Raw genomic sequence first — 23,938 nt, 5'->3', positions numbered from 1 at the left:
CCTCGCAAGGGCGGCTTTTTATTTTAGACGGAAGCTACACTTCAATCCGCTAAATCGACATTTCGGCCGGGCGGATGCCCACGGCCAGACAGGGTTTACTACATTACAGCACCCCTAAATCTGTCTGGAATGGCCATACGAGAGCAACGCATCCGAATCGCAGGTTACTTTATCGTGGCCTGTACCTTCTTCCTGTTCTTTATGCTGGAGATGTTTTTCTCCTGGCAGGATGAATACATGCTGCTGAAAACGACGGGCATCACGGTTGTGTGGAGCCTGGCCATCTGGGAAGTGACCCGCTACGTCATACTCGCCCTCCGCAAGCGTTACCGCAGCCTGAAACAAGTGAAACGGCGCACCTTTACCGCCATGTGTATACTGGTGCCTTACTCCATCTTTGTAGGCGTAACCCGCATCTGGATTGAGGACAGCAGCAATTTATGGGGCGTACATGTGGGCACGATCACCAACTATTCCGTATCCTCCGGCATCAGCCTGTTGTTTGTATTGTTGCAGATAGCCGTCTACGAGGGACTTTACTTCTTCCATGAATGGAACAAGGCGCGTAAAGAGGCGGAAGACCTGAAAAGACTGCACTTCCAGATGCAGTTCGATGCGCTGAAACTGCAGATTCAGCCGCACTTCCTGTTTAATACCTTCAGCACCCTTATCAGCCTGATCACCGTAGATCCGCCCAGGGCAAAGGTGTTTACTGAAAAACTAAGCAGCACTTACCGCTACTTCCTGGAAGCCAGCGAGCGCGAAATGATCTCGCTGGAAGAGGAACTGCGTTTTGCCCGCACTTACTTCTACCTGCTGCAAACCCGCTTTGAGAACGGGTTACACCTGCATATTGAAGACACCCCCGGGTTGGACAACTACCGCATACCGCCACTCAGCCTTCAATTGCTGCTTGAAAACGCCATCAAACATAATGTGATTACCTGTAGCCGCCCGCTGCATATCCGGATCAGCATCGATGCTATCCGCCAGAGGATTACGGTCACGAACAACCTGCAACCCAAACAAACGACCGCCCCTAGCGGCAAAGGATTGCAACACCTGAAAAAACGTTTCGCCCTTATGGCAATGGAGGGTGTAAGCATCCAGGAGCCTGCAGCTTCCAACGAATTTCGGGTAACCCTCCCCTTTTTACCCAGCCGCGAACTGGAGCCAGCCGGCTGATACCCCGCCCGTGGAAAAAACGCCCCAGTTATCGCTCAGGAATATACGCTGTTACCGGCCCCTACAGCATGGGCCTGCTTTTTGTACATTATCTACGTTGCGCTGACGTGCCGGTGGCAATTTATTAGCTATCTTGGTACCGGTGAGCGTAAGCGGCGCACCTACAAACAATATTTATGCATATTCCGGGCAATTCCGACCCTGATACCTATAGCCAGCAACCGTCATCGGCATGGTTTAACGCCATTATAAAGGGACAGTCGGACATTATTGAGATGATTACCAGGGGGGACGAATTGCACCAGGTTTTGGGAACAATCGCTTCTCTCGTAGAGCAACACAGTGACAATGAGTGTTACGCATCCATCCTGCTGGCTGCGCCGGAAGGAGACCGCCTGTTACATGGCGCCGCTCCGGGCATGCCGGAAGCCTTCTGCCAGATCATTAACGGCTTGCCGGTAGGTGACAACCAGGGCAGCTGCGGCACTGCCGCATTTCTCAAAACCACCATCATTGTAGAAAATACTGCCACCGATCCTCGCATCGCTGCGTACCGGGACGTGGCCGAACGCTTTGGCCTGAAAGCCTGCTGGAGCAAACCGCTCCTCTCCCGCTCGGGCCAACTGCTGGGCACTTTCGCCATTTATTACAAACAAACCGGCAGACCCTCGCAGCGCGACGAGGAAGTGGTACATATGTTAAGCAGCACCACTGTGCTGGCAATCGAATACATGCAGGCCGATGCGGAACGTCAGCGCCTGCTGGACTTACAACGACAGGCCGAACAGAAAGCCGCATCCGCAGAAGAACTGGCAGAGGTTGCAGCCGAAGGATCGCGTACAGGCACGTTCCTGATTGACCTTGCTACAGACCATATCCGTTATTCCCCCTCCTTTCTTACATTCTGACAGGAGAAGTGATGGAAAATGTAGACCGCGACATCTTTATCCGCCATGTACACCCGGAGGATGCGGATATTCGCCTGAACGCATACAAACAGGCACAACTCACTGGTAAACTCTCCTACGCAGCCCGTTTCATCTGGAACGACGGCTCCATTCATTGGGTAGAAGCGTTGGGCAGTTACCGCTATAACAAGGCAGGCGAAGCGGTCACCTTCTCGGGCACCGTATCAGATATTACAGAGGAAAGGCTGAAGAATGCTGAAATGCAGGTCATCCAAAGCCGCCTGCAATCCATCTTCCAGCATGTATCGCTCGGCATCGCACTCACCGATCTGGAAGGGCGTTATACGCTGGTAAATCCGGCCTATACCCGCATTGTGGGCTATACGGAAGATGAACTGTACGAGCTGAACATGCAGGCAGTGAGTTACGCCGGTGACTGGGAACGGAAGAAAGCCATGCTCTCTCTCCTGTTCGATGCGCAGCGCAGCGAGTTCGAGATAGAAAAAAGATATATTCATAAGGACGGGCACCCGGTGTGGGCGCGTAACAACGTATCGTTGCTGTACGACGAAGCCGGTAAGCCAGCCAATATAATTATCATCTCTGAAGATATTACTCCGCAGATCGAATGGAAGCAGGAACAACAGAAACTGCGTAAGCTGGTAGACAATAGCGTGGACATGATGGCCATACTTGGCCTGAACGGCAAAAATACCTACATCAATAAGGCCGGTATGGATATGCTTGGATTCGAAGACCAGGAACAGGTACTGAACACACCGATCGCAGACCTGCATACACCGGAAGACTACGAGAAGGTAAGCCGGGAAGTAATACCCGTCATCATGAAAGAAGGCCGATGGTCAGGTACCATAATGATACGCAACCTGGTCACTGGCGAGCGGATACCGGTGTACAACAACACGACGCGTATCGACCACCCGCTAACCGGCGTGCCTATGGCCATTGGTGCCGTGATGCGCGACCTGCGCCCGGAACTGAAGGCGCAGAAGGAACAACAGAAACTTATCGCCCTCTTGGAAAAGAGCTCCGACTTCGTAAGCCTCTCCGACCTGGAAGGCAACGTGAACTATGTAAACGAAGCCGGCCGGCGCATGCTGGGCATCGAGAGCCAGGAGGAACTGGAAGTACATAACAGTAATTACCTTCCGGCCAGTGAAATTGAGCGGCTGAAAAACGAGGTGAATAAAGGGCTATTTGAGAACGGCCGCTGGATGGGCGAAATACTGTACAGGCATTTTAAAACAGGGGAAGAGATCCCTGTGTATGGTCATACCATGCTGGTATACGACGAAATAACCGGCGCACCATTCGGCCGCGCGACCATCTCCCGCGACCTGCGGCAGGAAAAAGCCTTCAACAAAGCCCTGAAGGAAAGTGAGCAACGGTTCCGTTCCATGGTGGAACAGGCGCCCGTAGCTATTGGTGTGCTCCGGGGCGAACAAATGATCGTGGAAACGGCCAACGATGCCCTGTTGGGCCTGTGGGGCCGGGACCGCAGTGTTATGAACCTCCCGCTTGCAGAAGCTTTGCCTGAACTGCGCGACCAGCCGTTCCTCGCACTGATCGAACAGGTATATACTACAGGCCTTGCTCATTACGGGTTTGAAACCCCGGCAAATCTGGGCCCCGAAGGTGCGCTGATCACGAAGTACTTCAACTTCATCTACGCGCCGTTCCGCGAAGCAGGTAAAATCACCGGCGTGCAGATACTCGCATCCGAAGTAACCGGCCAGGTAAAGATCAAAAAAGAACTGGAAGCAAGCGAGGAGCGCTTCCGCAATTTTGTGACCAACGCACCCACCCCTATTGGCGTGTACATTGGTCGCGAAATGCGCATCCAAACTGTGAACGAGGCCATTCTCAAAACCTGGGACCGCGACGCCTCCGTTGTGGGTAAAACCTTCCGCGAGGCCTTGCCGGAACTGGAAGGCCTGCACTTTCACCAATTACTGGACGATGTATATACTACAGGCGTTCCTTATACGGCCAACGAGGCGAAGGTTGACCTGTTCGTGCATGGCAGCCTTAAAACCCATTACTTCAACTTTACTTATAAACCGTTGTTCGACGGCAATGGCGATGTATACGGTGTAATCAATACCGCCACGGACGTAACCGACCTGGTACTGGCCCGCAAGCAATTGACAGAGGCAGAAGAACGGCTAAGGTTGGCTGTCGAATCCGCGGAAATCGCTACCTGGAACATCAACCTGCAGACCGGGGAGGTCAACTTTTCGGCGCGTGCCCGTGAGTGGTACGGCTTTACCGGCGCCAACATCAATATGCACGATGGATTTAAAGCCATTCATGAAGAAGATCGTGAACGTGCAATCGCTGCGATGGAAAAGGCCCTCACCTTCGAGTCCGGAGGCAACTATGAGGACGAATACCGCGTAATCAGTTTACAAACCGGCGAGGTGCGCATCGTGCGGCCATCGGCTAAAGTGATATTTGGAGAGCAGCAGGAGCCGTTGATGCTTACCGGTGTTGTGCGCGACATTACCCGGCAAAAGATGCAAGCCCAGGAGATGGAGGACCGGGTGCAACAACGTACCCGTGAATTACAGCTGGCCAACATCCAGCTGAAACAAACGAACGAAGAACTGGAGCAATACGCCTATGTAGCCTCCCATGACTTACAGGAGCCGCTGCGGAAGATCCGCATGTTCTCCAGCATGTTGAAGGATAACAAGGAGCTGAGCGGACTGGTAACGATCCAGACCTATATCGATAAGATCAGCGCTTCGGCAGCTCGAATGAGCCTGCTGATCAAAGATTTGCTGGACTTCTCCCGCGTATCTGCAAAAGAAGAACTGTTTACCACGGTGCAGCTGGACTATGTACTGGCCAATGTGATCCACGATTTTGAACTGCTGATAGAACAGAAGCAGGCCATCATTACCAGCGAGCCATTACCGACGATTGCTGCCATACCGCTGCAGATGAACCAATTGTTCTACAACCTGATGGGTAATGCCCTCAAGTTCACCCCACCGGGTAAAGCGCCTGAAATCGGCATCAGTTGCCGGCAGGCCGATGACGCACTGCTGACAGCGCACCATAAATCCACCGGCAAAACCTGGCACCTGATCACGGTAACCGACAATGGTATTGGGTTTGACGACTTCCTGAAGGAGAAGATCTTTACGATCTTTCAGCGGTTAAATACCCGGGAACAGTATGAGGGAACGGGTATTGGTCTGGCTTTATGCCGCAAGATCGTATTGTCGCACGGCGGCGATATATGGGCGGAGAGTGAATCGGGTAAAGGGGCCAGCTTCTATTTGCTGCTGCCCGAGAAACAGTAAATCTCTGGCTATCAACACCTACGGATAAAGCGGGCAGGCGGGCGTAAAAAAGACTTACATTCGGTGGCGCATGGCATTATTCATGTAAGAACTTCAACTAAAAAAAATGCAGGCACAACACTTCAAAAATCACGTTCGCTATTATCCCCCTCATCACTTCGTATTTTATCCTGTTGTACTGGCAGGCATCGTATTAAGCATTATCGCGTATACCCGCCAGGGCGCGCTGGAATGGCTATTTGTATGTTTGTTGTTCGTACTCGCCGGCTGGCTGGGTTTCATGATGCGCCAACATTATGCGCTCACCCTGCAAGACCGCATCGTGCGGCAGGAAGTACGCTTCCGTTATTATACCCTCACGCAAACGCGCTTCGAGATACTGGAACCACAACTCTCCCTGCCGCAGATACTGGCCTTACGTTTTGCATCTGATTTAGAACTGCCAGCCCTTGTAACCCGCGCTATTAAGGAGCGGATGTCGCCTACCGATATTAAGAAGGCGATCAAAGACTGGCAGGGTGATTATATGCGGGTGTAGGACATGCTTACTGCACATCCCACCAAACCCTGCTTGTTAAGGTGACGCCGGATTGCTGCGGCTGTTCGTTACTCTGTAATTCGCTTTCAGGATATAGCAGCCTGCGTGGAATAGCAGACAGGGCACCGTCTACAGGCGTCAACGCAGGGAAGCCCGTACGCCGCCAGTCATTAAACGTTTCCAGGTTCAGGAAGTTCGCTACTGCCTTTTCTTCCATAATGCGCTGCAAAGCGTTACCGGCGGTTAGTGCGCGACTGTTTACGTACGTCGTCGCTGCAACGGAAGTTGTATCAATCCCCAATTTAAATAAGTGAGAATTGATGCCATGCCTGTATACGGGCTGCGCTGCCGCAAAGCCCGACTTCAGCAACACGGCTTCCGCTTTCAGGAACACGGCTTCTGAATAATTATAGATGTAGTTGGACGATGCCGCAGCACCGTAGAAGTTATTCAGATAAGAATATGCAGCCAGGTTGCCCGCAGGCAATGTACCCACTCTCCTGCCCACATAGTTACCCGACAATACAGCCGGTTTTGCGATCACCGGTAAACGGGGATCATTACGGCCTTTCAGCGTTTCTATGATCGTTTCGTTTAACACATAAGTCGTTACCGGCAGAAAGGTATAATACCAGATATTTTCGGTGGATGCCGCTCCTTCGTAAACGAACTTCCAATCGTCAGCATTCGCGGTCATACCGTTCTGCAATGCCAGCAATGCGCTATCGGCCTGCACGGCTGCTGTGTAGCCAGGCGCCTTGGTCAGATGCATGAAGTAACGCGCTTTTAATGAATACGCCACTTTGCGCCAGGCATCCATATTGCCTTTGTAATAGTAATCGTCGCCTTTGGGCTTTAACGCATCGCCTTTGCTGATGTCGGCAATGGCATTGTTCAACAGCGATTGGATGGATTTATAAATATCCTCCTGCTTGTCGTAAGGCACCAGGAAACTGTTCCTGTTAAACGCCTGTGAGTACGGAATATCGCCCCACAAATCGGTGGCGTTGCCCAACACATAGGCCGACAGTATTTTCGCAATGGCAGCGTAGTTCCAGTGGTTTTCCGATTCCGCTTTCTGATTGAGTATTTTCAGGTTGTTCAGGCAGTTTACGTAGTACATCGTCCAGTCGCCATTCACGTCTACGCTAAACAACTGGTAGTTCGCAATGCCGGGATTAGCCTGGTTCGGCGCGATGTTCTGCAGGTAGTTTTGTACGAGCAGTGCTCCAAACCCGCCTGCAATGTTATCAGAAATATTCATTTCTATCGGCGCCAGCAGCAACGATTCCTGTACATCTGTAGGATTGTTCGGGTCCTTGTTTACATCCAGGAACTTCTTGCAACCACCTAACAGCAGCGCGGATAATGATATGATGGAAATTACTTTTTTCATGTTGATTTGATTTGAAGGGTACAACTAGAATCCGATCTTAAGCGCTACGTTGAACGAACGGGAAGTAGGCGTAGTAAAGGCATAAACTGACTGTACGCCGTTGCCTGTACCATAAGAACTCACTTCCGGATCACCACCGTCGAAGTGCGGTGCATAGATCCAAAGGTTGCGGCCCGTTACCGATAAAGAAGCCGATTTAAATGGCGTTCTGTTCAACAACGAACGATTCAGATCATAGCTCAGCGAAACGTTACGCAACTTGATAAATGTACCGTCTTGTATCGTGCTTTCGTACTGCCTGGACTGCCAGTAAGTTTGTCCCGCCACAGGCACCGTGTTCGGCTTGTCATCCACATCACTGATGCCCGGAATCACCAGCTGGCCGCGGTCTTCCGTTGCTTTCACCGTTCCATACGTGTAGCCATATGCATTTACATCATTCTGCACATCTCCCCCACGTTTCCAGTCGAAGAAGAAGCTGAGTGAAAACTGTTTGTAGCTGAACGCGTTATTGAGCCCCATCATAAAATCGGGATTGGCGTTGCCGACGATGCCTTGTGTAGAAGCTACGATAGGCAGGCCGTTAGCGCCGATGAGCAGTTGCCCGTCTGGAGTGCGCTCGTAACGATTGCCATAGAAAATGTTGTAGGGTTGCCCAACGATCAGGCGGCCCAGCTGGTCGATGCCGGGAGCCAGTGCCAACACTTTATTCCTGATACGGCTGAAGTTTGCAGTCGCTCTCCAGGTGAAGTTGCTCGTTTTAACAGGCGTTGCACCTACCAGTAATTCAATACCCTTGTTCTCTATTTCCGCGCTGTTGATCGTGGTGCCGGTAAAGCCGGTAGCACTGGAAATAAGCGCGCCAGGGATGATACCATTCACGGATTTACGATAGAAATACGAGCCTTCAAACGTCAACCTGTCTTTGAAGAAGTTCATTTCCAACCCTGCTTCATACTCATTCAGGCGCTCATTCGTGAGGTTCGGGTTACCGAGTGTCGTGCTCAGCAGGAAGCCTGATTGGCCCTGGAAAGGAAACTCGAAATAACCTGCATTCGTATTCCTGCCGGCCCTTACGTAGGGCGTGTTTAACGCATACGGACCTACACCGTCGTTACCCACCGTGGCATACGACAACCGTAGTTTACCGAAGTTCATGGTCCTGCGGAAGCCTTCGCCGAACAGCTCTGAGAACACAAAACTGGTGGCCACAGAACCATATGGATAAAATTGTTTCTCAGCAGCCAGCACCGAGCTCCCATCATAACGGCCGGTAAGGGCGAGACTGATAAAACGGTTATATTCTAAGTTCGCCTGTGCGTAGAAACCCACCTTACGCGTAAGGTATTGGTATTGGGCGGAACTGAAGGCACTGGCGCCAGAGATGTTGTTGAACTCATCGATCGTAAGCCCTGTACCCGTCGTGTTCATCGCTTCGGAGTACTGCGAGTAAATATTATTGCCGAACAGCACATCCAGATTAAAGTCGCCAAACGAGTGATGTGTGTTGATCATCAGGTCGTTGTTGAACTGGCGGAAGTTCGTGTTGATGTGGTGGATCTGCCCGGTAAGACCGATCTGCGGACTGGGACGTTCCGTGTACTTTACTTCTTCCATGTAAAGATCCGCTCCCAGCCTTTCGGTGATGGTGAGCCACTTCGTAGGCGTAACGTTTAACGTGTACACAGGAATGAAACGATTCACTCTTGTGTTGTTACTGATGTTGTCGATCGTCCAGTAAGGCATGTTACGCGACAAGCGGTAGCCTCGCTGCGTACCGTCTGGATTCAGCACCGGGAAAGGGTTCCAGGAGATGGGCTGACCTAACATAACGAACAAAGGTCCGTTACTGGCGCCTTCCGGCAGCCTGTTTTGTTCGGAGTTGGCGTAGTTGAACTGGAAGGTGGAGTTGAAATATTGTCCCATCTTCGTATTGTATTTCACGAAAAACGAGTGGCGTTTGAAGAAGTTCTCCGGCATCACACTTTTCTGATCGAAATAAGAATAGCTGGCAAAGTAGCTGGAATTTGAATTGCCACCATCTACCGAAATATTACTGTTCGTGGTGACACCGGTACGGAAAAAGTCGTACGGGTCATACTTCTTTGCCTTCACGCCATTCACGAACAAGGTGTCCATGAGTGGCCCCCATGACAGGCTGCTTTTATTCGTTTCGCCATCGAAGTAAATACCGTTCGTACCTTGTGCGTATTTCGTTTGTCTTTCCGGCAGCCAGGGCTTTTCAAAAGAAAGTTCGGAAGATAAAGTGACAGTCGGATCTTTATGTCCGCCGTTCTTGGTCGTGATGAACACCACGCCCCTGGCGCCTGCGGAGCCGTACAGCGTAGTAGCTGCGGCTCCTTTTAATACGTTCACACTTTCGATGGTAGCGGGGTCGATGTCGACCACGCGGTTGCTACCGGAACCGGCGGCTATCTGGCCCGTTTCATCATTATTGATAGGCACCCCGTCTACCACAAACAGCGCCTGGTTGCTACCGTTTACAGACGTCATACCCCTGATCACGATCGCTGCGGAAGCACCGGCCGTACCGGAAGAACTGGTGATCTGCACACCCGGTATTTTACCTGCCAGCGTGTTCACCAGGTTAGGTTCCTTCGTTTTGGCGATCTCTACCCCGCTGAGTTGCTGCGTGCTGTAGGTAAGGGTACGTTTTTCGCGCTTCACACCTAATGCCGTTACCACTACATCTGTAAGTGCTACCGCGCTACCCGTTAAGCTGATATTGAAATCCGTTCTGCCCGCTACCGCCACTTCCTGGCTGTCGAAGCCAACGCTGGACAAAAGCAGTATCGTGTTTTCTGTCACATTGATCTGGAACGTACCATCGGCGGCGGACACCGTTGCGGTGGTGCCCCCTTTTTCACGGATCGTTACACCGGGTACAGGACTGCCGTTCGTATCTGTAATTTTACCCCGGATGGCCTTTTGTTGCGCCATAGCCGCGACGGAACAGCACATCATAAACAACATTAAAAAACACGGCGCGTATTTTCGTAATGTCTGCGAGTTTGGAGACAGTTGCATTGCAATTGTGTTTTGAGTAAAGAATAGTTCGGCCCGACCGGCGCATGGGCGCCCGTATTTGATAACGTCGGATCGTATGTTTGGAAGATTACGGTTGCAGTTTTCCGCCGCGTGGCCTTCACCGCGGAATTACGCTCGTTTTTTATTTGATTACTGGTTGAATACTTGCTTTAACAGCGCTTTTCTCATTTTTTAACAAAACCTTTTACAGATACGGTAGATCTAATGTTTGCATAGATTATTACATATCATAACGCCTGTTCACCTTGTTTCTTTTCTCATGTTGTTACTTGTCAACCTTACACTCATTTACTCTCCATCAAAACTATTTTTATTTAGCCTGACTCAGCCAAAATAAATTAACCATTTATATGCAGATTTTACCTTTCGGCACCAGAAACGGGTTAATTTCTGCTAACAAGACTATTTGACCGATGAAACCATCGTTACTAACGGCAGCGTTACAGAAAATCTTACATTTGATACATGACACTCCAGAAAGCAATAGAAATCGCTATTTCCGCTCATGCACAGCAAACCGATAAGTATGGCGCCCCTTACATCCTGCACGTGATGCGCGTAGCCAATATGGGTAATACTGAGGAAGAGAAGATCGGTGGTGCCCTACATGATGTCGTAGAAGATACCCCCTGGACATTTGAGCAACTGGCCGCCGAAGGATTCAGCACCACGATTATTGAGGCGCTGCGTTGTGTAACAAAACTATCCGATGACGAAGATTACGATCACTTCATCGATCGCATCCTGCCTAACCGCCTTGCCTGTGCGATTAAGCTCAATGACCTTACCGATAATATGGATGTAAGACGTATACCGGAGATGAAGGAAAAGGACGTGGCGCGTTTTAATAAGTATATCAAAGCATACCGGCGCGTGAGTAAGGCCCTAATATAGGTGATCGGGCGTCACCATTTTGCAAGCAATAACTGCATAAAAAAAACCGGCTGATCTCTCGACCCGCCGGTTTTCAATATCTGTATCAATAATCGCCTAGAAGCGGTAAGTAACCGTCATACGGAAGTTGCGACGGGCTTCTACGATGTAAGAGTAAAAGTCTGTAGGAGTAGCCGCCATTGATGCTGCAGTCAGCAGTTTGCGGTTATCCAGCAGGTTGTTCACCAGGAAGCCGATGCTCATCTTGCCGGTGTGGTAGTTCAGACCACCATCTACACGGAAGTAGTTCGGGATGTTAGACGTTTTGGTAGCACCAACTGAACGTTCTGCCTGCCATTGTGTACCAGCCTGTATACCGAAGTTTTTCAGGAAGCCTTGTTGTACATTGTAGTTTACCCAGCTGTTCATGAGGTACTTGGCGGTGTTAGGTGTAATGTTACCTACGGTTTCTTTACCAGCTACCACGTTAGGCGATTCCTTCGTGATTTTGGAATCAGTGATCGCACCGTTCACGGTTACGTTCAGACCTTTCACTATCTGACCAGTAATGTCCAGCTCCAGACCTTTAGAAGTAGTTTCACCCAGCTGCTCGAATACATCTGCACCACGGCTGTCTTTGATGTTCATGTTCACTTTGTCGCCTACACGTTTAATGCGGTATGCTGCGAAGGTTGTAGTAACACGGCCACTCAGCCACTCTCTTTTCACACCGAACTCGAGGTTATTACCTTTCAGCGGATCGAATGGTTTCAGGCTGGAATCCAGGCCGGTAACCGGAACGAAAGACTGATCATACAAACCGTAGATGCTGGTGTTTTTGGTGATAGAGTAGCTCAGACCAACGCGGGGAGTTACTACGTCATCATTTTTATCAGCAGCTTTGGTCCTGGAAGTAACCTGGGCTTTCGTGTAACGACCTGCCAATGTCAGGCGCAATGCGTCGTTGAAAAAGGCCAGCTCATCCTGCAGGTAGAAAGAGAAGTAATTGACAGAAGAAATGTAGTTAGAGTTAGCAGCACGCTGACGAACGCTTCTGGTACGATCTAACGTAGGCAGGTTTTCGAAAGGAATGCCGTACTGTGGGTTGTACACGTTAAAGATCGCGCCACCCGCCAGTCTTACGTCATTAGCCAGGGTACGGAAATCGCCCCAGAACTTCTTGGTGCCCATATCCACACCACCCAGGATGCGGTGACGGATACCACCGGTAAACTCTTCGCCAGATAGGGAAACCTGGCCGAAAGTGTTTTCACCGGCTTCGTCGCCGAGGCTGTAGTAGCGGAGCATGTCGCCGTTGGCAGATACGCCTTTGGCAGGTGCCCACATGCTGTTACCTTCCATGGCGAAGTTGAAGTAAGCTACCTGTGCGTGTGCTTTCCATTTGTCGTTGATCTGATGATCGAGATAAACGTAAACGCTGTGGTCTTTCAGCCAGCTTGGCTCCAAAGCAGGGTCCTGGTAGAAGAAATCGTTGCCGATACCCTCGTCGAGCAGCCCTTTATTAGAGAACTGGTAGTTACCGTTACCGAGGTAGGTAGAGGTTTGGTAAGTATATTCAAGTGTAACAGATGTGCGGTCGTCCACCAGGTATTTTAATACCGGGGCGATCATAAAACGTTTGCTGTAGTTGTATTTGGTGTAGTAGTCGTTGTCTTGCAGCGCAACGTTGAGGCGGTAGAGCCATTTGGCATCTTTGCTCAGTTTACCGTCGAAGTCGAGCGCAGCGCGGTAGGTAGAGAAGCTACCCATGCTCAGGCTGGCAGACTGGCGCGTTTGTCCGGTTGGCTTTTTGGTCACTACGTTGTAAGAACCGCCAGGTTCGCCGGCAGCCAGCATAAAGCCTGCAGGACCTTTTACGAACTCGATACGGTCGATCACCGCCGCGTCCTCTTTCGTAGGTCCCCAGCTGGCTTCGATGTTCATTCCATTACGGAAAGCCGGGATCTTAGAACCCCTCATACGGATCTGGGCATATTGGTTATCCCAGTGACCTACACGGGTAGCGCCGCTCACGTTACGGGTGATACCGTCCACGATGTCGAACACCTGCTGGTCGGCCAGCAACTCGGCAGACACCACCTGGATGTTCTGGGGTACGTTCAGGATAGGCGTTTGCAGGCGAAGGGAGCCAGAAACGTTGTCCATTTTATATTTATTCTTTTCGCCATTGATTACCACTTCTTTCAGCTGGGCGTCGGTCGCTTCCAGCTGGATGCTCACGGCGGTTACTTCATCCTGCTTCACTTCCACTTCCTGGGCAGTCATTTTATAACCGATCAGGTACACCTGTACCGTATAACGGCCGGCCTGGAGCCTGCGGAATACAAACTCTCCCTTTTCGTTCGTGGTAGTACCGCGGTTCTTTTCTTTCAACTGCACGCTAACGAAAGCTGCGGGTGATCCGTCGCTGGTCACCACCTTTCCCCTGATGGCAGAAAGCGGTTCCACGTCTGCCGCGAGGGCAGGTAATATAAAGGCTATAGCAGAAAGGCTGAGGGCTATAAACCTGGCAACTCGGTTAAGTTGAGTACGCATGGGAGTATTAAATAAATGTTAAAACAGGCCGCAAAGGTACGGGGCGGGTGGACGGACCGGTTTATGTAATCGGGAAAAAGACTTACGCAATGCGGAAAAAAATGGGACGGGTCGGTAGGACCCAAGGGGAAAATCCTGCATAATGTGTTGATAATCAAATTGCCCCTCCGTTTCCGCTTTCGCGTTCCCGGAAGGGCAAAGAGGGTCTATTTCGCCATCTATAGTTTATTCTTCATCGCCCTTCAACACTTTGTCGATTTCTTTTACGAGCTCGGCGTAGTGCAGTTGGTTAAGGGCATTGCTGTCCGTAGTAGACTGCAATTCTTTTTTCAGGGCCAGCAGGTGTTGCTGCACGTACAGGCGGGCGTCGCTGCGCTCGGCGTTGGTTAGCATCTTATCTTTCGGCTGTTTCAGGATCATACGGATGCGCTCGATGTACATGCGGTGGGTGTTGCGGTAGTAAACATCCAGCGTTTTATTGCCGGCCAGGGGCTTCCAGGCGGCATTCTTAATATCCAGCAGGTAAGCTGATACAGGATAATCATAACTACGCTGGGCGATGTTGTACAGCATACCCGGGCTGAGCAGGGTGTTCAGGATGTTCTGCTGCATGTCCGAAATCTCGGTCATGGTGTTAAAGCGCAGTTTGCCTGTCAGCTCATCAGGATACAGCCATAAAGGTGGCTCCATTAACTGGCGGCCCACATAGTCGATAGCCGACCTGATACGGGCCTTAGGCACCTCTGTGTACACATCTCCTTTCTGGTCACTGCTTTTGAAGGTGGTGTAATACTGGTTGGTATTCTTCATCACATGATAGAGATAACGGTTGTACTGGCTCACGGCGGCCTTGTGCATACGCTTCAGGTTGTCGTACATATCGCCTTCCTCTTTGGTCCAGTTGATCAGCTGCGGCACTACCCTTTTCAGGTTAGCGATGCCGTAATCATTGGCTTTTATGTTATCGTCCCCCAGGTCTTCGGTCTGGCTGCGGGGATCATCGTCTTTGCCTTCGCCGCCAAACCACAGGCGTGGGTTAGCGTTCAGGCTGTCGATCACCCATTTGTTCAGGATCTTACGGTCTTCATATTCATCTTTTGTGTCGAAGATCTGTTTGTAACCCCATTGGATGGCCCATTTATCATAGATGCCGATGCGCGGGTACAGACCGTCTTTACCGATCTTATCTTCCGGCTGCGCCACGTAGTTAAAGCGGGCATAGTCCATGATGGAAGCGGTATGACCGTTTGCCTCTACCCACTTTTTGTTACGCAATAGTTCCACCGGCGTCTGGCTGCTGGAGCCCATGTTGTGGCGCAGGCCCAGCGTGTGGCCGATTTCATGAGAGGATACGAAGCGGATAAGGTCGCCCATCAGTTCATCATCAAACTCCATTTTACGGGCGCGGGGATCGTTGGGACCTACCTGGATCATGTACCAGTCGTGTACCAGTTTCATCACGTTATGATACCAGCCAACATGGCTTTCGATAATTTCACCGCTGCGGGGGTCGCTGATGCGCGGACCGTAAGCATTCGGGATGTCGGAAGCGAAGTAACGCACCACGGAGAAACGGGCGTCTTCCATACTCATGGTGGTGTCGTTTTCCGGCCATTCTTTTGCAATGATGGCGTTTTTGAAACCGGCTTGCTCAAAGGCCTTCTGCCAGTCATTAATACCGGCCATCAGGTAAGGGCGCCACTTTTTCGGGGTAGCAGGATCAATGTAATAAACGATCTGTTTTTTCGGCTCTACCAGCTTGCCTTTTTTGTATTTAGCGATGTCCTCGTCTTTCGGCTCCAGGCGGTAGCGCTGGATGATGGAATAGTTTTCGGTGGATTGCTTATTGTCGTCGAACAGTACATAGCTGTTCGCGAAGTACCCTACCCTTTCGTCGAACAGGCGGCGGCGCATCGGTTCTTTGGGCAGTAACACCAGGGAAGTATTCATTTCCAGTGTGGAAGCACCGGCTGGTGCTGCCTGTACGGTGTAGGTCTTCAATGTTTTTACTTCTATATTGATCGGGTAGGTCCTGATGCTCGTGATGAACGTACGATCGTCCGCCAGTCCGCCCAGCTTCAGTTCCGTTTTGGAGGACTGCGCCATCGATACTACTGGGTTTTCTTTGCGAAAGAAGTCCGTTACATCGATTACCACCTGGCCGTTAGCCGGGTTAGTCGTCTTAATATCGAACACCGCTGCGATCGGGCGAACGGTTGTATTTTGCACTGCTTTGTACAAGGCCTGCGTTTCGTCTTTCGCTTCTGCCTTTACTACATTCTGGCGCACGAACACCTTTTGCTGCGGACCTTTTTCGAAGTAGATCGTTGTTTCGTTCGCCCGTTCGCCACCGTATACACGCACATTTTCGGGCGTGGCCACGTAGCGTGTAACGGCCAGTATATCGCGGCCATACAGCGAATCCGGGATCTCGAAATAGTACTTGTTGTCCACCACATGCACGGTGAACATTCCCCGGCGGGATACGGCGTTTTTCGTGATGACCTTTTCGTACGCCACCTGTTTCGTCTTTTCTGTCGAATCCTTCTTTTCTGTTGAATCCTTCTTTTCCTGGCCTGTCGCCTGCAATGCTGCGAGTACGGCGAGGGCCAACATAACATGTTTCCTCATTGATCGAAATAAAGCTGTTTAAAAAAAGGGCAACCGCGCAGCGCAGATGCGCTACACGGTGTAATGGTTGGTACTTTCCTTACCATGGAAGTGTTTCGCCCGAGTTGACCGTTAATGTTGTATTTAGCTTCAGCACGTCCTGTGCAAAAGGTATAATGTATAATTTGGAATCCGGCGGCAGCGTGTACGTTTGCTGTGGCACCGTGGTGCGCACCAGCGGGAATTTACGTACAATCGTTTTGGCATATTCCGGCTCGGTGTTATAACGCTTCAGATCGAAGAAGCGGTTGAATCCGAAGAGCAGTTCTTTCCTGCGTTCTGCAATAATAATATCCATGGTTTCTTTGATCGTCGCCGGTGTGGGCAACGTCGCTTCAGAGGCCAGGGTAATACGTTTGCGGCGGAGATTATTGATCACGTCCATCGCGGGACCAATGCTGTTCTGGCGGGCCAGGCATTCGGCCAGGATAAGATGTGTTTCCGGGCTGCGCATACCCACGGTCGGGTAAAAGTAGTCGGTAAACCTGGTCACCCAGTAAGCGGTACCCGAGCCAATGTCCAGGAAAGAGGCGTTGGTAGAATTGAAGAACAGGTTGTAACGGGCGTCGTTCTTGCCGAACAGCTGCACCAGTTCCGGGCTGATGATGTAGCTGTACCCGAAGTTGAGCTCATTACGGCCGGTCATATACATATAACTCATCACCTCTTTGTTCGCACCCGCCGGCATAGGTACCCTTGTAGGTCCGCCCTGCGTGGTGTAAGTCACCATATCAAATATAAAATCGTTCAGTGCCAGTGACTGCCTGGCCGCTTCTTCCGCCAGTGCATATTCTTTTTTAAAGAGCAGCACTTTCGCTTTAAACGCCAGGGCAAAGGCCAATGAAGGATGGTATACATCGATGGGGGTAGTCTGCAAGTCTGGTATGGCTTCATCGAGATCTTTCAGGATGAAGTTGTACACCTCTTCCACGGTAGCTTTGGTGGGCTTGGCTTCCAGGTCGTACTTATCCATGATACAGATGCCGCCGTCTGTGTTGGCAGTTTCTTTCACGTAGCTTTTAGCGAAGGTATTCACCAGCAGGAAGTGATCGTATGCACGGTATACTTTCGCTTCAGCTTTGCCTAATACTTTCAGTGAATCGGCGCCTTTACTTTCATCAATTAAGGTGATGATCATGTTCCAGCGATTGATGTACGTGTAGGTACGATTGTACAGCGTGGACGAGGTCATGTAATTCACGCGGCTTTCGCTATCGTCAAAATAAAAGTTAATGACGTCGATCCGTTTCGAAACACCTATGATGTTAGACTCTTTGATCCACTGATCATCGACCAGGTACTGGAAGTTATTGATCGGGTATCCCCGGTTCGGGTAGCTTACCAGGGAGTAGAAATCCTCCGTTTTCTCCACCACGATCTGCCCTTTCGGCGTAAGGTCCAGGAACTTGTCGCAGGACGTAAGGCCCAATAAAAGCGACAGTCCGAGTGTATATATGCTTGATGTCTTCATGATCTGTTACTGTTTTTTGGTCGATTAGAAATTAAGCGCTGCGCCGAATAGGAACGACTTCGGTGCTGGCAGGTTCCGGGTACCGGACTTGAGATTGAACGTTTCCGGGTCGATATTATCGCCGGCCGCCGTCCACATCCACAAGTTATTGGCCTGGGCCGTCAGTTTCAATCCACGCATATGTAAGAAACGCGTAGCCGATGCAGGCAGGGCATACGACAGCGAGAGGTTGCGCAATCTTACAGAAGATGCATCTGCCACGTTTATATCTGAATAACGATACAACGTGCTCAGTGTACCTACGTGCGACAATAGGCTCGCCGGGTAATCGATCTCCAGGCGCGGCACCGTTGTGCTGGTAAAACCATCGCGGTAACGTTTGGTAATGTCTTCATCTATCTGCGTCACACCGCTGAAGTCCATTGCATCTTTACGCAGTTTATGACCTGCATAGAAGGCGAATAATGCACTCAGCTGGATGCCTTTATAGCTAAAGGACTGGCGGAACGAGCCGCTTACCGGTGGAATAAGCGTGCCTACGCGATAGATAGCTTCAGTACCATTTACCTGTGCTACTGCGATTGGAACACCGTTGGCATCAAAAGTCACATTGGCCTTACCCGTTTGATCGATCACATAAGGATAACCATTTGTCATACCACCATACCTGTAAGCGTACATAGAGTTATAAGGCGTGTTGGATAAGAAATAGTATTCTGGTGAAGAGATCATAGAATAGGCGCTTGTGGGCATCCTGGTCACCTTCCCGATCTGGTTTTTATTATATGCCAATGTGATGGCAGTAGTTGCGGAGAAGTCTTTCTTTTTTAACCAGTCGCTGCTCAGGCTTAATTCAATACCACGGTTGCTCATTGCACCATTGTTAATCGTTTGCGAGCTGGCGCCCACTGTCGGATCGAGGTCTGTCTGCACCAGCAGGTCGGTACTGTTTTTACGATAGTGATCGAGGCTGCCACGCAACAAACCTTTCAGCAATACGAAGTCGATACCGAAGTTGAGCGTAGCTGTTTTTTCCCAGCGCAGTTTCGGGTTAGGCATCGTGCTGATGTCGATGTACTGCAGGTTCGTATACAGGTTGTCTGACTTCAGCAAAGCGGTGATAAAAGGAGATGAACTTTGATCCACGTTACCACCGATACCGTATGTGGCGCGTACTTTCAGGTAATCGAGCCACATGATGTCCTTCATAAAGTTTTCGCTCATCACGTTCCAGCCGCCACCGATAGACCATAACGGACGGTAACGATATTTGGGATCGGATCCGAACAGGTCGGCCTGGTCTACACGTACACTACCGGACAAATTGTATTTGCCTTCATAGGTATAGCCAAAGTTCGCATAAGCAGAAGCAAAGCGGTGGCGCACTTCCGAAGAACGCGTGCCTGGCGTGTAGCTCAGTGTTGTATTACCGAACAGGGAACTGATGATACCGGATTCCGTGAGTGTATTCCAGTTAGGCAATACGTCCGTTAAGGTAACCGGGTTAAATCCATACTTCAAAGAAGGATTGGCCACCGGTGTAAAGATCTCGCGGATTTCGAAACCTGCGAGTGCAGTGATGTTATGCGATTTGCCGCCCCAATGGAAGATGTTATCATAATCTACCTGGTTACGGAAAGAGTAGTTGTTGGTCTTCGCATTAAGCTGGAACAAACGGTCGCCTTCCGGTACGTAGCGCGTAATCACACCGCTGGTGCTATTAATGGAAGTCATTGCATTGTACAGGTAACGCATTTTGTAAGAAGCCGCTTCATCGTACGTTTTACGTCCATTGTTAGTTGTTTCGTACTGGAACTTCATACTGTATTTCAGGCCCTTCATCAGCTTAATACCCATATCGGTAAAACCACGCAGGCGCATCTGTTCGGTAGTGGTATGACCATAACCCAGCTCATCGAGGATATTAAATTTTAACGACTTGTATGTGCTGTTCGCCGCAATCTTTGCAGCCATCTGACCGTTGATTGCGTCGGAAGTGCTATAACCGTCCTGGATGTTTACCCAGTCCTGGTATACCTTATTTCCGTTGTCGTCCACTATGTTCGTGTACACCGGCATATTCAGGTAATCGCCGTATTCGCTGGCCGTGCTTACTTCTTTCGCATAACCCATGTTACCGCCTACCGTAAACGTAAACCAGTCCTGGTGTTTGAAGGTAGATTTGAAGTACAGGTTCAGGTTGTCGCTGCTGTTTTCTTTTACACGCATCTGGTTTTTGTCGTAATTGATCGACATATACGTGCTTACCTTATCGCCACCACCTGCAATAGACAGGTTGTAACGGTTGCGCACCTCGTTTTGCCAAACGTGATCGCGGTATTGGTTGTAATAGTTATTGTTGCGCCATTGATTGAGGGTAGTCGCTACCTGGTCGGCAGACACCTTGCCATCGGCCTGATCGCGGTACAGCTGGTACAGCGGTGAGTAGTAACGGGTAATGGCATTGCCGATATCTCCATAGTAATTATAGAAATCGGTATTACTCGTATACCTGCTGCGCTGGTAATTGAACACGTCCGTTTCGTAGTCGATCATATCGCTGGTGGACGCGTAGTTCATTTTATTCAGGTCGGGTTTGGTGTTGATGAAATAATCTACGTTAGCCGTCACCGTCGTCTGCCCTTTCTTACCTTCTTTGGTGGTGAGTACGATTACACCGTTAGCCGCGCGGGCACCGTAAATAGACGAGGCAGCCGCATCTTTCAACACCGTTACAGATTCGATATCGTAAGGGTTTACATCTTCCAGTGCACCTTCGGTAATAAGTCCGTCGATGACCAGCAGCGGCCTGGTGGTTACGTTGGCGGAGAACGTGCCCACACCGCGTACGATCGGTTCCCCGCGATACATGCTTAGGCCGGCTACTTTACCTTCCAGTGCAGCAACGAGGTTTACGTTCAGGTGTGCATTAAGGTCGGCACTATCTACCTTGGTAAATGCACCGGTTGCACGTTCTTTCGACAACGTCTGGAAACCTGTGTTCATCACCGACACTCCTTCCAGCGCCTGTATTGTTGGCTCCATACGGATGTAGAGTTGCAGGGAGCCGTCTTCGTTCATCGCACTGGCCACGTGTTGCAGGCCAGGCATACGCATGCAGCAGGCGGCTACAGATACTTCTATCGGTTTAAAGCCCATGAGTTGTATGAGCAGCATGGCATCCTGCGGTACGTTCGAGAGTACGAATTTGCCGTCTTCGTCAGAAATGGCACCGCGTCCGCTGCCTTTGACAGCGATGTTCACGACGGGCAGCGGTGCTCCGTCCGGACCGGTGATCGTACCGGATATTTTGGGCACCCGTTTATCCTGCACCTGCCCCATTTGCAGGGCGGCAGGTGCTTTGTATACCGGTTTTATGAAGATAGTTTTAGCTTCGATCGTATAACCAAGCTGCCCGTCCAGCACCGTTTTCAGGAATGTTTCCAGCGGCATCTGGCGTGCCGCTACGGTCACCGGTTTACTATTTTGCAGGAGGTCAGGATTGTACATCACCACATACCCTGTTTGCTGCTTGATCACCGAAAAGACCTTTTCCAGCGGCACATTACTGGCCGAATAGTTGACGGTCTGGGACACGCTCTTAGCACTGATGTGTAAACAAAAGGCGAGCATAAAAAAAGCATTCAGTCGCACCACACGCATAATTTTGGTTGTAAACCGGGTCCCTTCTCCTTGCGGGACAACTTCGGCGCTGCCTGACATGGCACGGCCGTTCCGGTTACGAAAAGTGTAAAAAAACATACTTTTGTAACGGTTATTGGTTGATGAAATAATAAGTAAGCGTTGCAGCTACTTGTGTTATGAGATTGACCGGAACCACTTTCCGGGCGTGTATCGAGCACACCCGGTTTTTTATGTCCGGCCTTTGACCCGTATCCCTATTTTACATGCACATAAACTTTTTTTCCCTCAATACTAAAGTTGACGCCCATGGCTGCCAGTCCCTTCATCGCCTGATCAAAGCTGAGGTCCTGCTGCATTTCACCGGTAAATACCATGGTCGGTTCTCCCTGCGGATAAATCACTTCTATATCATACCAGCGTGCGAGCTGGCGCATTACTTCTGTTAATGGTGTGCGGTTGCGGAACAGGAAAGTGCCGTTCTTCCAGGCGGTTACTGCTTCTATATCGGCATTGGCTACGATGTTGACAGTGCCGGCATCGTTGATACGCGCCTGCTCACCTGGTTTCAACACTTCATCGTTTAGTTTCACAGCTCCCTGTACCAGTGTGGTACGAATCTCTTTGTCGTCGGCATAGGCGCTGATGTTAAAGGCAGTGCCCAGTACCTCTACTTTTGTTTTTGGGTTGATGCGCACCCTGAACGGTGACGCAGCCTGCTTCGCCACTTCGAAGTACGCTTCACCCGTTACATCCACTTCCCTACCCCCTGCTGCGAATGCTGTCGGGAAACGAAGAGAGGATGCGGCGTTCAGCCACACCTTGGTGCCATCGGGCAATACAATGCTAAAACGGCGGCCCCTGGGCGTGCTGATGGTATTAAGCGCTTTAACGTCGCCGCCTTCGCCATATACCAGTTGTCCGTTCTGTTTGTTGATAGCCGAGTTACCCTGCATGGCCACTACCCCGTTGCCCAGGCTGTCCAGCACCACCTGTTCGCCATTCGCGAGTGTTAATACCGCCCCGTTGTGGCCTGGTACGATCTGGTGGGCTTTGACTACAGGCGGTGCTGTCGGTGTTGAACGGTTTACTAAAAAGTAAGTGGCGCCGCCGGCGGTGAGCAGCAGTGCGATGCTGGCGGCAACTAACCATTTGCGGCTGGCGACCCTCAGACGGGGCTTGTTCAGGATACTTTGCAGTCCTGTTTCCAGCTGCGCGGGCGACAGTGGCGCGTGCGTTTCCGTACGGCCGGCCATATCAGTAAGGACATCTATCACCAGGTTGCGGCGCTGATCGTCCTGCAATACGGCTTCCAGCTCCGCAGCTTCTGCTTCGGAGGAAAGACTTTTGCTATATTGTTCCAGCAGATAGGCGATGCGCTGCGCTGGTGTATTGTCGGTCATATAAATAATATCATGGCGGGCCGGCATAGCCCTCTACAGGTAGTAACGATTGAATAAGGAGATAGGACTATCCGGCTGAAAAAAAATTTTAGTTGAGGATAGTAAGCAAAATGCGGGAGGCGCTTTCAACGTCCTGTCACGGGAATCACCCCAGGATAGTAAGCAAAATGCGGGAGGCGCTTTCAACGGCCCGTCACGGGAATCACCACAGGATAGTAAGCAAAATACGGGAGGCGCTTTCCATAAACGATCGCACTGATTTTAAGGCCTTTACCATCTGGTTTTTCACGGTATTAGGCGAAATCTGTAACCGGTCGGCAATCTCCTGGTGGCTCAAACCCTCCTCCCGCGACAGGCGGAAGATGATTTGCCGTTGCTCAGGCAATTGGCGGATGGCTTCTTCTAACAAACCCGCGTGCTGCCTTTCGTTAATATGGTCGGTTACATTATTGGATGAGGGGGCAGCCTGTTCCCGCTGGATGCGCTCGTACAAGCGTAAGCGGCTGGCGCTGTTTTTCAGATGGTCGTAAGCTAAGTTGGAGGCCACGCGGAATAACCAGGGTGCCGAATACCCTTTACCCGCCACACTTTCGCGATGCTCCCAAAGGCGGGTAAACGTTTCCTGGAGAATTTCCTCAGTAGTGGCGGTCACTTTGGTCAGACTGTTGATAAATCCGTACAGTTTCGGGTAGTAGTGGTAATAAATTTCCCGGAATGCTTCTTCGTCCCCGGCAGCGATCTGCCGAAATAATGCATTCTCATTAACAAGCGGGACTACCGTCATACTCCAAAGGCCAATTCAACCCTAAAATTATCACTATTTTTTAACTTCCCCTGCCAAAGGCCCTTAATATCCCAACCATAGCTGGTATCATAATTGAGACATATATGAACG

General features: G+C 50.6%; 13 protein-coding genes. 5 read left to right on the top strand and 8 right to left on the bottom strand.

Translation table 11 applies throughout. From position 1 onward, the window contains the following. Nucleotides 1-129 precede the first annotated feature (129 nt). From MKQ68_RS04325 to MKQ68_RS04310, 4 genes are all read left to right on the top strand, one after another. Nucleotides 130-1,185 carry a sensor histidine kinase gene (locus MKQ68_RS04325; protein ID WP_264282235.1) on the top strand — a complete coding sequence of 352 codons (1,056 nt, stop codon included), beginning with the start codon at nucleotides 130-132 and terminating at the stop codon, nucleotides 1,183-1,185. Nucleotides 1,186-1,361: 176 nt separating this feature from the next. Beyond that, on the top strand, nucleotides 1,362-2,093 hold the full coding sequence (locus MKQ68_RS04320; protein ID WP_264282234.1) for a GAF domain-containing protein: 732 nt from the start codon (nucleotides 1,362-1,364) through the stop codon (nucleotides 2,091-2,093). Between the two features lie 11 nt (nucleotides 2,094-2,104). After that, nucleotides 2,105-5,425, top strand: a complete 3,321-nt coding sequence (locus tag MKQ68_RS04315) for a PAS domain S-box protein (protein ID WP_264282233.1) — start codon at nucleotides 2,105-2,107, stop codon at nucleotides 5,423-5,425. A 106-nt stretch (nucleotides 5,426-5,531) separates the two neighbouring features. After that, entirely contained in the window at nucleotides 5,532-5,963 is a 432-nt protein-coding gene (locus tag MKQ68_RS04310) for a DUF6526 family protein (RefSeq protein ID WP_264282232.1), read from the top strand. A gap of 7 nt (nucleotides 5,964-5,970) precedes the next feature. Here MKQ68_RS04310 and MKQ68_RS04305 read toward each other — a convergent pair whose 3' ends face one another. After that, entirely contained in the window at nucleotides 5,971-7,359 is a 1,389-nt protein-coding gene (locus tag MKQ68_RS04305) for a SusD/RagB family nutrient-binding outer membrane lipoprotein (RefSeq protein ID WP_264282231.1), read from the bottom strand. Between the two features lie 24 nt (nucleotides 7,360-7,383). Then, the gene (locus MKQ68_RS04300; RefSeq protein WP_264282230.1) at nucleotides 7,384-10,344 is read right to left on the bottom strand and encodes a SusC/RagA family TonB-linked outer membrane protein; all 2,961 of its coding nucleotides are present in this window, start codon (nucleotides 10,342-10,344) and stop codon (nucleotides 7,384-7,386) included. Nucleotides 10,345-10,893: 549 nt separating this feature from the next. On the opposite strand from MKQ68_RS04300, the gene MKQ68_RS04295 reads away from it, so the two are divergent. Then, on the top strand, nucleotides 10,894-11,322 hold the full coding sequence (locus tag MKQ68_RS04295; RefSeq protein WP_264282229.1) for a phosphohydrolase: 429 nt from the start codon (nucleotides 10,894-10,896) through the stop codon (nucleotides 11,320-11,322). Nucleotides 11,323-11,418: 96 nt separating this feature from the next. Here MKQ68_RS04295 and MKQ68_RS04290 read toward each other — a convergent pair whose 3' ends face one another. The 6 genes from MKQ68_RS04290 to MKQ68_RS04265 form a co-directional block, all read right to left on the bottom strand. Further along, a complete protein-coding gene (locus MKQ68_RS04290; RefSeq protein WP_264282228.1) occupies nucleotides 11,419-13,857 on the bottom strand; it encodes a TonB-dependent receptor in 2,439 nt (812 codons plus the stop codon). A 225-nt stretch (nucleotides 13,858-14,082) separates the two neighbouring features. Further along, on the bottom strand, nucleotides 14,083-16,488 hold the full coding sequence (locus MKQ68_RS04285; protein ID WP_264282227.1) for a zinc-dependent metalloprotease: 2,406 nt from the start codon (nucleotides 16,486-16,488) through the stop codon (nucleotides 14,083-14,085). A gap of 79 nt (nucleotides 16,489-16,567) precedes the next feature. Then, on the bottom strand, nucleotides 16,568-17,998 hold the full coding sequence (locus MKQ68_RS04280; RefSeq protein WP_264282226.1) for a RagB/SusD family nutrient uptake outer membrane protein: 1,431 nt from the start codon (nucleotides 17,996-17,998) through the stop codon (nucleotides 16,568-16,570). 24 nt (nucleotides 17,999-18,022) lie between these two features. Continuing rightward, nucleotides 18,023-21,661, bottom strand: a complete 3,639-nt coding sequence (locus MKQ68_RS04275; protein WP_264282225.1) for a SusC/RagA family TonB-linked outer membrane protein — start codon at nucleotides 21,659-21,661, stop codon at nucleotides 18,023-18,025. A 236-nt stretch (nucleotides 21,662-21,897) separates the two neighbouring features. Next, nucleotides 21,898-23,043, bottom strand: a complete 1,146-nt coding sequence (locus MKQ68_RS04270; RefSeq protein ID WP_264282224.1) for a FecR family protein — start codon at nucleotides 23,041-23,043, stop codon at nucleotides 21,898-21,900. A 202-nt stretch (nucleotides 23,044-23,245) separates the two neighbouring features. Then, nucleotides 23,246-23,827 (bottom strand): RNA polymerase sigma factor, encoded by a 582-nt coding sequence (locus MKQ68_RS04265; RefSeq protein ID WP_264282223.1) that lies wholly within the window; start codon nucleotides 23,825-23,827, stop codon nucleotides 23,246-23,248. Between the last annotated feature and the right edge of the window lie 111 nt (nucleotides 23,828-23,938).

The sequence above is a fragment of the Chitinophaga horti genome (assembly GCF_022867795.2).
GTDB lineage: Bacteria > Bacteroidota > Bacteroidia > Chitinophagales > Chitinophagaceae > Chitinophaga > Chitinophaga horti.
The sequence above is the reverse complement of the archived record's forward strand: the minus strand, read 5'-3'. Positions and strand labels throughout refer to the sequence as shown.